Below are 12,833 nucleotides of genomic sequence, written 5' to 3' on the forward strand. Positions count from 1 at the left end.
GGGGGTCTCCTTATTGGATGGAAAACGTTTTTTCCGGGATAAACGTGACGATCACTTCGGTCCCGCCGGTTTCCCGGCGCCGAACCTGACAGTCGCCGCGCAGACTTTGCGCGCGATCCCGCATAATGATTAAACCGTAATGGTTACTCCGCTCGGCGTGGTCCGGCACGCCGCGGCCGTTATCCGCCACCACCAGACGGACCTGATTATCGCGTTGTGACACCGTCACGGTGACTTGGGTCGCGCAGGCATGCTTCAGGGCATTGCTTAACGCTTCGCGGGCGATCTGCAGCAGGTGAATGGCCTGATGCGACGGCACAAAGCGCGGTGGGAGCTGATAATCAAGCTGCACCGTAAAGCCGAAGTGGGCGCTGTACTCCTGACAGCTGGCCTCCAGTGCCGGGCGCAGGCCTGGCTCGGTCAGCTGCAGGCGGAAGGTGGTCAACAGCTCACGCAGCTGGGCCCAGGAGGTATTCAGCTCGTTACGTATCTGCCCCAGCAGCTGGCGGCTCTCCGCCGGCAAGGCGTCGCCCTGCATCTGCAGGCAGCTGACCTGCATCTTCATACAGGATAGCGACTGGGCGATGGAATCATGCAGCTCGCGGGCGATAGTGGCCCGCTCTTCCATAACGATCAGCTGCTGCTGTTTCTCCTGATGGCGGTCCAGCGCCAGGGTGCTGGTCAGTTGTTCAACCACAGTATCCACCAGCTGCTGCTGATCGTGGCTGAGATGACGGCCAACCGGCAGCGTCGCCAGCAGGATGCCGTACTGATTATGCGCATCCGACAGCCGCCACTTCAGCGTCGTTCCGCCATCCGGCAGCGGCGGCAGGTTGCGTGGGCAGAGGTAGCAGCCCATGTCGTCACATTCATTATCCGAGTGGCAGGTAAACTCCTGATGGTTATCTTCATCTTCCAGATCGTAGACCCGCACCTCGATATCGCGCAGCAGCGTCAGACCCTGCAGACCGTTCAGCACCGGCGAAATGCGTTCGCAGAGCGGGGCGTTGGCGTGCAGCCGGCGGTTGGCCTGCCATAAGAAGGCGAGGATCTCGTTCTTCTGTTCCAGCCCGGCGGTCTTCTCCTGCACCCGGCGCTCCAGCACGGCGTAGCTTTCCGCCAGCTCTTCCGACATGTTATTTAGCGCCATGCCAAGGGTCGCCATTTCGTTGCGTCCGCTGATGTGCGCCCGCTGGGTGAAATCACGCTGGCTCACCGCTCGCGCCATGCTCAGCAGCTGTTTCCATGGCCGCAGCAGGCGGGCGCGTAGCCAGATGATGGTGAAGATCAACAGCAGCGCCATGCCGATGGCGAGGAGGCGATGGATCCAGACCACCCGTTCGATACGCTGCTCGGTGGTATGGTCGAATGCGGTGACCAGCTGGTCGATACGATCGACAAAGTCGGCGACATCCTGGGCGACCTCCGCCTGGTTGACCGCGCGCTGCATGCCGGGAGCCAGCGCCAGCTGCCAGTACTGCTGCAGGGCCTGCAGCTGGCGCTCCTGCCCGTCGCGGCGGGCGGAGTTTTGCAGCTCCGGACTGAAGACGGTGGCGGTCATATCATCGACCAGCTTTTGGTCGTGTTCATTCAGCGGGATCGCCGCCAGCAGCCGGTAGCTCTGCATGCGTAATGACCCGGCTTTGTTAATGGCGTGCGCGCTGCCCTGCACGCCGTTGACCAGGCGCGCGGAGATCGCCATACCGGCGACGCCAGTAAGGGTGGCAAGCAGGACGATCAACGCCAGTTGATTGACCAGCGTCAGCGGGGTAAAAAGACGTTTTAACATGGAATGCGTGGCTCCTGACCGGTCGTGTCCCCGGGAGTGGCGCTTATTCTCGGCTATCCCCTGGAGTATACCCATACCCACAAAGAGTTACTCCTTAATTGTCGGTGGTAGGCGCCGTTGGAAGAGGGGTTAGACGCATCCCGGCAGCCGTGTGAAAAACCACACTTTTTTTCCCACCATTCTCTACTCACTTCGGAGCATGGTTTATTTTCGCACAAATTAGCGCGCGCTTTTCCTTTGATTTATATCAACTTACCGCCCCGGGCAACCCCTAAGGTAGCGGCAGGAAAAATGAATAATCAGAGGTATCTATGAGTCAATCTTCCCTCCCGGAGAAGGCTAACCGCTCGGTCATTACCGACTGGCGGCCTGAAGATCCTGAATTCTGGCAACAGCGCGGCCACCATGTGGCGAGCCGCAATTTATGGATCTCCGTTCCCTGTCTGTTACTGGCGTTCTGCGTGTGGATGTTGTTCAGCGCCGTTGCCGTTAACCTCAACAAAGTGGGCTTTCAGTTTACGACCGATCAGCTGTTTATGCTGACCGCGCTGCCGGCGCTGTCAGGCGCCTTGTTGCGCGTGCCTTACGCTTTCATGGTACCGCTGTTCGGCGGCCGCCGCTGGACGGCGTTCAGTACCGGGATCATGATTGTACCGTGCGTGTGGCTGGGCTTTGCGGTCCAGGATACCTCTACGCCGTTTAGCGTCTTCGTGATCATCTCTCTGCTGTGCGGCTTCGCCGGGGCCAACTTCGCCTCCAGTATGGCCAATATCAGCTTCTTCTTCCCGAAAGCGAAGCAGGGCGGGGCGCTGGGCGTCAACGGCGGCCTTGGTAATATGGGCGTCAGCGTGATGCAGCTGGTCGCGCCGCTGGTGGTGTCGGTCTCGGTGTTTGCCATTTTTGGCGGGACCGGCAGCGAGCAGCCGGACGGCTCAATGCTGTATCTGGAAAACGCCGCGTGGATCTGGGTACCTTTCCTGATTATTTTCACCCTGGCGGCGTGGTTCTTTATGAACGACCTGTCGGCTTCTAAAGCTTCGCTGAGCGAACAGCTGCCGGTGCTCAAACGCCTGCACCTGTGGATCATGGCGCTGCTCTATCTGGCGACCTTCGGCTCCTTTATCGGTTTCTCCGCCGGTTTCGCCATGCTGTCAAAGACCCAGTTCCCGGACGTGCAGATCCTGCACTACGCCTTCTTCGGTCCGTTTATTGGCGCGCTGGCGCGTTCGATGGGCGGGGCGATCTCCGACCGTCTCGGCGGTACCCGCGTGACGCTGGTCAACTTTGTGGTGATGGCTGTCTTCTGTGCGCTGCTGTTCCTGACCCTGCCGACCAACGGCCAGGGCGGTAACTTCATCGCCTTCTTCGCGGTGTTTATGGTGCTGTTCCTGACCGCCGGGCTGGGGAGCGCTTCCACCTTCCAGATGATCTCCGTGATCTTCCGTAAGCTGACCATGGACCGGGTGAAGGCCCAGGGCGGCAGCGAAGCCCAGGCGATGCGCGAGGCGGCGACCGATACCGCGGCGGCGCTGGGCTTTATCTCCGCTATTGGCGCCATCGGCGGCTTCTTTATTCCGAAGGCGTTCGGTATCTCGCTGGATCTGACCGGCTCGCCGGCCGGCGCGATGAAAGTCTTCCTGATCTTCTATATCGCCTGCGTGATCATCACCTGGGCGGTATACGGCCGTAAGCGTCAGTAATTCGCCATCGTCGATGTTACTTCGTAAAGGCGTACTCCCGAAGGAGGCGCCTTTTTTTACCGGCCTATTTAGTTACAACATACTAATAGGTGATTGTATGCGTATTGGCCACTGAGCCGGGAAGGGACGGCTTGCCAGCGTCACTGCTCTACCCCTTAATACCTCCCTGGTGAACAATTCCGCGCCTGGTGACCCATTTTTCGTTAAAAACCATTAAAAAACATGCAGTTAAAAAATCGAGATTACTACCACCTTGGTGGTAAATGCCAATTTCCGCCGCGATAACAAGCCAGTCCGTATTGATCGCTATCAATTCCCGTCCGCTTTCATAGCGTTACCTTCGCTGCAAATCCAGCAATGTCGATTTATCAGAGAGCCGTCAGGCTCCATATCAGGAGAAACCCGATGAGTAAATTCCTGGACCGGTTTCGCTACTTCAAACAGAAGGGTGAAACCTTTGCCGATGGGCACGGCCAGCTTCTAAACACCAACCGGGACTGGGAGGATGGATACCGTCAACGTTGGCAGCATGACAAAATTGTGCGTTCCACTCACGGTGTCAACTGCACCGGTTCATGCAGCTGGAAGATTTATGTCAAAAACGGACTGGTGACCTGGGAAACCCAGCAAACGGACTATCCGCGCACCCGTCCGGACCTGCCAAACCACGAACCACGCGGCTGCCCGCGCGGCGCCAGCTACTCCTGGTATCTGTACAGCGCGAACCGCCTGAAATACCCGCTGATGCGCAAACGCCTGATGAAGATGTGGCGGGAAGCGAAGGTCCAGCATAGCGATCCGGTTGAGGCATGGGCCTCGATTATCGAAGACGCCGACAAAGCGAAAAGCTTCAAGCAGGCTCGCGGTCGCGGCGGGTTTGTCCGCTCCTCCTGGCAGGAAGTGAATGAGCTGATTGCCGCCTCCAACGTTTATACCGTGAAAACTTACGGTCCGGATCGCGTGGCCGGCTTCTCGCCGATCCCGGCGATGTCGATGGTCTCCTACGCCTCCGGCGCCCGTTACCTGTCGCTGATCGGCGGTACCTGCCTGAGCTTCTACGACTGGTACTGCGACCTGCCACCGGCCTCGCCGATGACCTGGGGCGAGCAGACCGACGTGCCGGAATCCGCCGACTGGTACAACTCCAGCTATATCATCGCCTGGGGCTCCAACGTGCCACAGACCCGTACCCCGGATGCGCACTTCTTTACCGAAGTTCGCTATAAAGGGACCAAAACTGTCGCCATCACCCCGGACTACGCCGAAATCGCCAAGCTCTGCGATCTGTGGCTGGCGCCGAAGCAGGGTACCGATGCCGCGATGGCGCTGGCGATGGGCCACGTGATGCTGCGTGAGTTCCATCTTGATAAACCGAGCCAGTACTTCACCGATTACGTGCGTCGCTACACCGACATGCCGATGCTGGTGATGCTTGAGGAGCGCGACGGCTATTACGCCGCCGGCCGCACGCTGCGCGCGTCCGACCTCGTGGATTCCCTTGGTCAGGAGAAGAATCCGGAATGGAAAACCGTCGCCTTTGATGAGAAGGGCGATCTGACCGTGCCGAACGGTTCCCTCGGATTCCGCTGGGGCGACAAAGGCAAATGGAACCTCGAACAGCGCGACGGTAAAACCGGCGAAGAGATTGAGCTGCGTCTGAGCCTGCTGGGCAGCCATGACGAGGTCGCGGACGTCGGCTTCCCGTACTTCGGCGGCGAAGGTTCTGAACACTTCAACAAAGTCGCGCTGGAAAACATTCTGCTGCACAAACTGCCGGTTAAACGCCTGCAGCTGGCTGACGGCTCCACCGCCCTGGTGACCACCGTGTACGACCTGACCATGGCCAACTATGGCCTGGAGCGCGGTCTGAACGATGACAACTGCGCCGCCAGCTATGATGAAGTGAAAGCCTACACTCCGGCCTGGGCGGAGAAAATTACCGGCGTCTCCCGCGCGCATATTATCCGTACCGCCCGCGAGTTTGCCGATAACGCCGATAAAACCCATGGTCGGTCGATGATTATCGTCGGGGCGGGTCTCAACCACTGGTTCCACCTCGACATGAACTACCGCGGTCTGATCAACATGCTGATCTTCTGCGGTTGCGTCGGCCAGAGCGGCGGCGGTTGGGCGCACTATGTGGGCCAGGAAAAACTGCGTCCGCAGACCGGCTGGCAGCCGCTGGCGTTCGCCCTTGACTGGCAACGCCCGGCACGTCATATGAACAGCACCTCGTACTTCTATAACCACTCCAGCCAGTGGCGCTATGAAAGCGTGACCGCGCAGGAGCTGCTCTCGCCGATGGCGGATAAATCCCGCTACAGCGGCCATCTGATCGACTTCAACGTCCGCGCCGAGCGGATGGGCTGGCTGCCGTCGGCGCCGCAGCTGGGCGTAAACCCGCTGCGCATCGCCGATGAGGCGAAAAAAGCGGGCATGACGCCGGTGGATTACACCGTCAAATCTCTGAAGGAGGGATCGATTCGCTTTGCGGCAGAGCAGCCGGAAAACGGAAAAAACCATCCGCGTAACCTGTTTATCTGGCGTTCCAACCTGCTGGGCTCCTCCGGTAAAGGCCATGAGTACATGCTCAAGTACCTGTTGGGTACGGAGAACGGCATTCAGGGTAAAGACCTTGGCAAGCAGGGCGGCGTGAAGCCGGAAGAAGTCGAATGGCGCGATAACGGCCTCGACGGCAAACTGGACCTGGTGGTGACCCTCGACTTCCGTCTGTCGAGCACCTGTCTCTACTCCGACATCGTGCTGCCGACCGCCACCTGGTACGAAAAAGACGACATGAATACCTCGGATATGCATCCGTTTATTCATCCGCTGTCAGCGGCCGTTGACCCGGCCTGGGAATCGAAGAGTGACTGGGATATCTACAAAGGTATCGCGAAGAAATTCTCTGAAGTGTGCGTGGGCCACCTCGGTAAAGAAACCGACGTCGTTACGCTGCCGATCCAGCATGATTCCGCCGCGGAAATGGCGCAGCCGCTGGACGTCAAAGACTGGAAGAAGGGCGAATGTGACCTGATTCCAGGGAAAACCGCCCCGCATATTATTCCGGTCGAGCGTGATTACCCGGCGACTTATGAGCGCTTCACCTCCATTGGCCCGCTGCTGGAAACCATCGGCAACGGCGGGAAAGGCATCGCCTGGAATACCCAGAGCGAAATGGACCTGCTGCGTAAGCTCAACTACACCAAGGCCGAAGGCCCGGCGAAAGGTCAGCCGAAGCTGGAAACGGCCATCGACGCCGCGGAGATGATCCTCACCCTGGCGCCGGAAACGAACGGTCAGGTGGCGGTGAAGGCGTGGAAAGCGCTGAGCGAAATCACCGGCCGCGAGCACGCGCACCTGGCGCTGAACAAAGAAGACGAGAAGATCCGTTTCCGCGATATTCAGGCGCAGCCGCGGAAAATCATCTCCAGCCCGACCTGGTCCGGGCTGGAAGACGAACACGTCTCCTATAACGCCGGATACACCAACGTTCACGAGCTGATCCCATGGCGTACCCTGTCCGGTCGTCAGTCGCTGTATCAGGATCACCAGTGGATGCGCGACTTTGGCGAGAGCCTGCTGGTTTATCGTCCGCCGATTGACACCCGCTCGGTGAAAGCGGTGATGGGCGAGAAGTCCAACGGCAACCCGGAGAAGGCGCTGAACTTCCTGACGCCGCACCAGAAATGGGGTATCCACTCGACCTACAGCGATAACCTGCTGATGCTGACCCTGTCACGCGGCGGTCCGATCGTCTGGATGAGCGAGGCGGATGCGAAAGATCTGGGTATCGAAGATAACGACTGGATCGAAGTGTTCAACGCCAACGGCGCCCTGACGGCGCGCGCGGTGGTGAGCCAGCGCGTGCCGGCCGGGATGACCATGATGTACCACGCGCAGGAACGCATCGTGAACCTGCCTGGCTCTGAAGTCACCGGCCAGCGCGGCGGGATCCATAACTCGGTTACCCGTATTACGCCGAAACCGACCCATATGATCGGCGGCTATGGCCATCTGGCCTATGGCTTTAACTACTACGGCACCGTCGGCTCCAACCGCGATGAGTTTGTGGTGGTACGTAAGATGAAGAACATTAACTGGTTAGACGGCGAAGGCAATGACCAGGTACAGGAGAGCGTAAAATGAAAATTCGTTCACAAGTCGGCATGGTGCTGAATCTCGATAAATGTATCGGCTGCCACACCTGCTCGGTAACCTGTAAAAACGTCTGGACCAGCCGGGAAGGGATGGAGTACGCCTGGTTCAATAACGTGGAGAGTAAGCCTGGCGTCGGTTTTCCGAACGACTGGGAAAACCAGGAGAAATGGAAGGGCGGCTGGATCCGCAAAATCAACGGCAAGCTGCAGCCGCGCATGGGCAACCGCGCGATGCTGTTAGGTAAAATCTTCGCGAACCCGCATCTGCCGGGCATTGATGATTACTACGAGCCGTTCGATTACGACTACCAGAACCTGCATAACGCCCCGGAGAGTAAACACCAGCCGATCGCCCGTCCGCGCTCGCTGATCACCGGCCAGCGGATGGACAAGATCACCAGCGGTCCGAACTGGGAAGAGATCCTCGGCGGCGAGTTTGAAAAGCGCGCCAAAGACCAGAACTTCGACAACATGCAGAAGGCGATGTACGGCCAGTTCGAGAACACCTTCATGATGTATCTGCCGCGCCTGTGCGAGCACTGCCTGAATCCGGCGTGCGTCGCAACCTGCCCGAGCGGCGCCATCTATAAGCGTGAAGAAGACGGCATCGTGCTGATCGACCAGGACAAGTGCCGCGGCTGGCGGATGTGCATCACCGGCTGCCCGTACAAGAAGATCTACTTCAACTGGAAGAGCGGGAAATCTGAGAAGTGCATCTTCTGCTACCCGCGTATTGAATCCGGAATGCCGACGGTATGCTCCGAAACCTGCGTGGGCCGAATCCGCTACCTCGGCGTCCTGCTGTATGACGCGGACGCGATCGAAAATGCCGCCAGCACCGAGAACGAGAAAGATCTCTATCAGCGTCAACTGGACGTGTTCCTCGATCCGAACGACCCGAAAGTGATTGAGCAGGCGCTGAAAGATGGCGTACCGCAGGGCGTGATTGAAGCCGCGCAGCAGTCGCCGGTCTGGAAAATGGCGATGGACTGGAAGCTGGCCCTGCCGCTGCACCCGGAATATCGCACCCTGCCGATGGTTTGGTACGTGCCGCCGCTGTCGCCGATTCAGTCCGCCGCCGATGCCGGCGAACTGGGCAGCAACGGGATCCTGCCGGACGTGGAAAGCCTGCGTATTCCGGTGCAGTATCTGGCGAATCTGCTGACCGCCGGCGATACCCAACCGGTCCTGTTGGCCCTGAAGCGGATGCTGGCGATGCGTCACTATAAGCGGGCGGAAACCGTTGACGGCGTTGTCGATACCCGCGCGCTGGAAGAGGTGGGCTTAAGCGAAGCGCAGGCTCAGGAGATGTACCGCTACCTGGCGATCGCCAACTACGAAGATCGTTTCGTGGTGCCGAGCAGCCATCGGGAACAGGCGCGGGAAGCGTTTCCGGAGAAAAATGGCTGCGGCTTTAGCTTTGGCGACGGCTGCCACGGCTCTGACAGCCAGTTCAACCTGTTCAACAGCCGTCGCATCGACGCCATCGACGTGACCAGCAAAACGGAGCCGCACGCATGATTGAACTTGTGATTGTGTCGCGTTTGCTCGAATACCCTGACGCTGCCTTATGGCAGCATCAGCAGGAGATGTTCGAGGCGCTCGCGTCATCGGAGAAACTCGGCAAAGAAGATGCTCACGCGCTGGGCGTTTTTCTGCGCGATCTGCTGGCTCAGGATCCGCTGGATGCCCAGGCGGCCTACAGCGAACTGTTTGACCGCGGCCGGGCCACCTCGCTGCTGCTGTTTGAACACGTGCACGGCGAATCCCGCGATCGCGGCCAGGCGATGGTTGACCTGATGGCGCAGTATGAGCGCCACGGTCTGCTGCTCGATAGCCATGAGCTGCCGGATCATCTGCCGCTGTATCTGGAGTATCTGGCGCAGCTGCCGGAAGAGGAAGCCCTTGGCGGCCTGCGGGACGTCGCGCCGATCCTCGGCCTGCTCAGCGCGCGCCTGCAGCAGCGCGAGAGCCGCTATGCGGTGCTGTTCGAGCTGCTGCTGAAGCTGGCCAACACTCAGGTCGACAGCCAGAAAGTGGCGGAGAAGATTGCCGACGAAGCCCGCGACGATACGCCGCAGGCGCTGGACGCAGTCTGGGAAGAAGAACAGGTTAAATTCTTTGCCGACCAGGGCTGCGGCGAGTCGGAGATTTCCGCTCACCAGCGTCGTTTTGCCGGAGCCGTGGCCCCGCAATATCTGAATATCTCTAACGGAGGACAGCAATAATGCACTTCCTTAATATGTTCTTCTTTGACATTTATCCGTACATTGCGGGCTCGGTGTTTCTGATCGGCAGCTGGCTGCGCTATGACTACGGTCAGTACACCTGGCGCGCGGCCTCCAGCCAGATGCTGGACCGTAAAGGGATGAATCTGGCGTCGAACCTGTTCCATATCGGCATCCTCGGCATTTTCGCCGGCCACTTCCTCGGCATGCTGACGCCGCACTGGATGTATGAATCCTTCCTGCCGATCGACGTCAAGCAGAAGATGGCGATGATCGCCGGCGGCGCCTGCGGCGTGATGACCCTGGTGGGCGGTTTACTGCTGCTCAAGCGTCGTCTGCTCAGCCCGCGCGTTCGCGCCACCACCACCGGTGCGGATATTCTGATCCTCTCCCTGCTGATGGTGCAGTGTGCGTTGGGCCTGCTGACGATCCCGTTCTCAGCCCAGCATATGGACGGCAGCGAAATGATGAAGCTGGTCGGCTGGGCGCAGTCGGTGGTCACCTTCCACGGCGGTGCGTCGCAGCACCTGGATGGCGTGGCGTTTATCTTCCGCGTCCACCTGGTGCTGGGTATGACCCTGTTCCTGCTGTTCCCGTTTTCCCGTCTGGTTCATATCTGGAGCGCGCCGGTAGAGTACCTGACGCGCAAATACCAGATTGTTCGCGCCCGTCGCTAACTGGCCCGCGACTGCTGACTGACCCCGCTCTGGCGGGGTTTTTTTTCGCCCCAGCCGAGGTTATTCCCCGCGGCGGCAAACAGAATCAGCATCCCGCCGCACCACTGCACAGGGGTTAACGCATGGTGGAAGACCAGATAGTCGACCCCCATCGCCACCAGTGGATAAATAAAGGAGAGTGAACCGGTAATGGGCGTTGGCAGCTTCTGTATCGCGCTATATAAAAGCTGATACATGATCCCGGTATGGACGACGCCGAGGATCAGCAGATAGCGCCAGGGAAAGCTGGCAGAAAACGCGGGCATTTGCACCAGCGGCAGCAGCATCGCGACGCCGACCAGCACCTGAATAAAGGCAATATGCTGAGCAGGGAGCGGATGCAGTTTGCGGGCGATAATGGCGGTCAGAGCATAGAAAAATGCTGCGCCTAATGCCAGCAAAACGCCGGTCGCGAGACTATCGCCGTGCGCCGGGGCAAGCTCGCTTGACAGCAGGATCACCACGCCGCCGAAGGCCAGCAGTAACCATCCCCATTTTACGGCGCTGACCCGTTCCCCCAGCACCATGCCCATCAGTACCAGCATAAACGGCTGGGTGTTGTAGACCACCGTGGCCATGCCAATTGAAATACGCGAGTAGGCGGCAAAAAGCAGCAGCCAGTTGATGACCAGCGCAATGCCGCCAAGCACCGCGAGGGCGAGGGTGAAGCGCGTGAGGCGACTGAAGGGTTGGCGGCTGAGAACGATAAACAGCAGCAGGGTCAGCGCGCCAATCAGGCAGCGCCAGAACACCACATCAATTACCGGCAAACCCGAGAGCAGCACGAACGCGCCGATCGAGCCAGAAATTATCATCGCCAGGCTCATTTGCCAGACGCCGCGGGTAAGTTGCATATTTCACCTCCAGAAGTTTTCCATTATTGTGCGAAAAATCCTGACAGCCTGACATGGCTGAATTAAGGTAAGCAGGGGGAAATTCCTTTCATAATTAGGTAAAAACCATGAATGACTTACTTGATGAAATTGACCGGGCGATCCTCGCTTGCCTGACTCAGGACGCCAGAGTCTCGTTGAAGGTATTGAGCGCGCGGGTGGGGCTGACCTCGCCGAGCACCGCCGAGCGGGTGAAGCGCCTGGAGGAGCGGGGGGTGATCCAGGGCTATGGGGCGCGGGTGAATCTCGCCGCGCTGGGCTACAGCCTGCAGGCGCTGGTGCGGGTCCGGCCGCTGCCTGGTCTGCTGCAGAAGGTGGATAAATATATCCAGGCGATGCCGGAGTGCATCGAAAGTGACAAAGTGACCGGAGAGGATTGTTTCGTGATGCGACTGGTGGTGCGTGATATTGCCCAACTGGATACGCTGCTTGACGGCCTGGCTGAATTTGCTCAGTGCAATACCTCGGTAGTGAAGAGTTCGCCGGTGAAGAGACGACTGCCCCCGCTGTGAGTTTCCCGGAGGCAGTGAGGCGCACCAGTCCGGGCTGCCAAACGGCACCATCTGTAGCCTCGCTAAGCGAAGCGCGAGCGAGGAGGTAGCAATACAGGTGGTTGCAGAGAGCGCGAGAATGGTGGGGGAAGGATAACTCGGCGCTAAAGCGCCTCGCCCTTCGGGCCGTTGCCTGCGGCAACGGCTCGAGTCGAACCTTGGTCGAAACTTCTCATCCTCCCCCGTAGGGGAGAATATAGCATGTAGCCTCGCTAAGCGAAGCGCGAGCGAGGAGATAGCAGCACAGGTGGCTGAAGAGAGTGCAACAGTAGTGGGGGAAGGATGACTCGGCGCTAAAGCGCCTCGCCCTTCGGGCCGTTGCTTGCGGCAACGTTCTCTCGCTACGCTCGAGTCGAACCTTCCCCAGTCGAAGCTTCTCATCCTTCCCTGTGGGGCAGAATATAGAGTATCGCAAGTGAAGTAAGTTGGGTAATACATGAAGAGATGGTGGTGGGGGAAGGATGACTCGGCGCTAAAGCGCCTCGCCCTTCGGGCCGTTGCCTGCGGCAACGTTCTCTCGCTACGCTCGAGTCGAACCTGAGTCGAAGCTTCTCATCCTTCCCCGTGGGGCAGAATATAAAAGATCGTCGAGTAGTCGAATTGGGAAGTTTTTTAAGAAGATGGTGGTGGGGGAAGGATTCGAACCTTCGAAGTCGATGACGGCAGATTTACAGTCTGCTCCCTTTGGCCGCTCGGGAACCCCACCACGGGGTAATGCTTAGTACTGGCCTGCTTCCTTCTCGGGAAGCGGGGCGCATCATACCAAATGATGCGCCCCTGTAAAGCATTCCTTTGA

The 12,833-nt window shown here is 59.0% G+C and carries 8 protein-coding genes, 1 tRNA gene and 3 other RNA genes; 6 read left to right on the forward strand and 6 right to left on the reverse strand.

The features are described from left to right. Positions 1-10 precede the first annotated feature (10 nt). A complete protein-coding gene (narX, locus tag K5R89_RS05480; protein ID WP_048297761.1) occupies positions 11-1,789 on the reverse strand; it encodes a nitrate/nitrite two-component system sensor histidine kinase NarX in 1,779 nt (592 codons plus the stop codon). A gap of 311 nt (positions 1,790-2,100) precedes the next feature. Between narX and K5R89_RS05485 the strand changes: the two genes are divergently transcribed. From K5R89_RS05485 to narI, 5 genes are all read left to right on the forward strand, one after another. Then, entirely contained in the window at positions 2,101-3,489 is a 1,389-nt protein-coding gene (locus tag K5R89_RS05485) for a NarK family nitrate/nitrite MFS transporter (protein ID WP_023290135.1), read from the forward strand. Positions 3,490-3,894: 405 nt separating this feature from the next. Further along, on the forward strand, positions 3,895-7,638 hold the full coding sequence (locus tag K5R89_RS05490; protein WP_023290134.1) for a nitrate reductase subunit alpha: 3,744 nt from the start codon (positions 3,895-3,897) through the stop codon (positions 7,636-7,638). Next, the gene (gene narH / locus K5R89_RS05495) at positions 7,635-9,170 is read left to right on the forward strand and encodes a nitrate reductase subunit beta (RefSeq protein ID WP_023290133.1); all 1,536 of its coding nucleotides are present in this window, start codon (positions 7,635-7,637) and stop codon (positions 9,168-9,170) included. The genes K5R89_RS05490 and narH overlap by 4 nt, the downstream gene beginning before the upstream one ends. Beyond that, positions 9,167-9,877 (forward strand): nitrate reductase molybdenum cofactor assembly chaperone, encoded by a 711-nt coding sequence (gene narJ, locus K5R89_RS05500; RefSeq protein ID WP_032453280.1) that lies wholly within the window; start codon positions 9,167-9,169, stop codon positions 9,875-9,877. The genes narH and narJ overlap by 4 nt, the downstream gene beginning before the upstream one ends. Then, positions 9,877-10,554, forward strand: coding sequence for a respiratory nitrate reductase subunit gamma (gene narI / locus K5R89_RS05505; RefSeq protein ID WP_002910189.1), 678 nt, complete (start codon positions 9,877-9,879; stop codon positions 10,552-10,554). Before narJ ends, narI begins: the two co-directional genes overlap by 1 nt. Here narI and K5R89_RS05510 read toward each other — a convergent pair. After that, positions 10,551-11,447, reverse strand: coding sequence for a DMT family transporter (locus K5R89_RS05510; RefSeq protein ID WP_101989395.1), 897 nt, complete (start codon positions 11,445-11,447; stop codon positions 10,551-10,553). The two genes, narI and K5R89_RS05510, sit on opposite strands and share 4 nt — an antisense overlap. 107 nt (positions 11,448-11,554) lie before the next feature. Here K5R89_RS05510 and K5R89_RS05515 point away from each other — a divergent pair, with 107 nt between their 5' ends. Beyond that, positions 11,555-11,998 (forward strand): Lrp/AsnC family transcriptional regulator, encoded by a 444-nt coding sequence (locus tag K5R89_RS05515; protein ID WP_023290130.1) that lies wholly within the window; start codon positions 11,555-11,557, stop codon positions 11,996-11,998. Positions 11,999-12,114: 116 nt separating this feature from the next. Here K5R89_RS05515 and K5R89_RS05520 read toward each other — a convergent pair. The 4 genes from K5R89_RS05520 to K5R89_RS05535 form a co-directional block, all read right to left on the reverse strand. Continuing rightward, positions 12,115-12,234: non-coding RNA, RtT sRNA (locus K5R89_RS05520), on the reverse strand. Positions 12,235-12,303: 69 nt separating this feature from the next. Next, positions 12,304-12,439, reverse strand: a non-coding RNA gene (locus K5R89_RS05525) — RtT sRNA. Between the two features lie 43 nt (positions 12,440-12,482). Next, positions 12,483-12,614: non-coding RNA, RtT sRNA (locus K5R89_RS05530), on the reverse strand. A 44-nt stretch (positions 12,615-12,658) separates the two neighbouring features. Then, positions 12,659-12,743 (reverse strand) — tRNA-Tyr (locus K5R89_RS05535). Between the last annotated feature and the right edge of the window lie 90 nt (positions 12,744-12,833).

Origin of the sequence: Klebsiella sp. TF21-TM (assembly GCF_019753495.1) — a bacterium.
GTDB classification, from domain to species: domain Bacteria; phylum Pseudomonadota; class Gammaproteobacteria; order Enterobacterales; family Enterobacteriaceae; genus Klebsiella; species Klebsiella quasipneumoniae.

Bases quoted from the DNA above. Each gene is read 5' to 3' on its own strand.
- K5R89_RS05490 (WP_023290134.1), top strand. From the start codon at position 3,895: ATGAGTAAATTCCTGGACCGGTTTCGCTACTTCAAACAGAAGGGTGAA.
- K5R89_RS05485 (WP_023290135.1), top strand. From the start codon at position 2,101: ATGAGTCAATCTTCCCTCCCGGAGAAGGCTAACCGCTCGGTCATTACC.
- narI (WP_002910189.1), top strand. From the start codon at position 9,877: ATGCACTTCCTTAATATGTTCTTCTTTGACATTTATCCGTACATTGCG.
- narH (WP_023290133.1), top strand. From the start codon at position 7,635: ATGAAAATTCGTTCACAAGTCGGCATGGTGCTGAATCTCGATAAATGT.
- narX (WP_048297761.1), bottom strand. From the start codon at position 1,789: ATGTTAAAACGTCTTTTTACCCCGCTGACGCTGGTCAATCAACTGGCG.
- K5R89_RS05510 (WP_101989395.1), bottom strand. From the start codon at position 11,447: ATGCAACTTACCCGCGGCGTCTGGCAAATGAGCCTGGCGATGATAATT.
- narJ (WP_032453280.1), top strand. From the start codon at position 9,167: ATGATTGAACTTGTGATTGTGTCGCGTTTGCTCGAATACCCTGACGCT.
- K5R89_RS05515 (WP_023290130.1), top strand. From the start codon at position 11,555: ATGAATGACTTACTTGATGAAATTGACCGGGCGATCCTCGCTTGCCTG.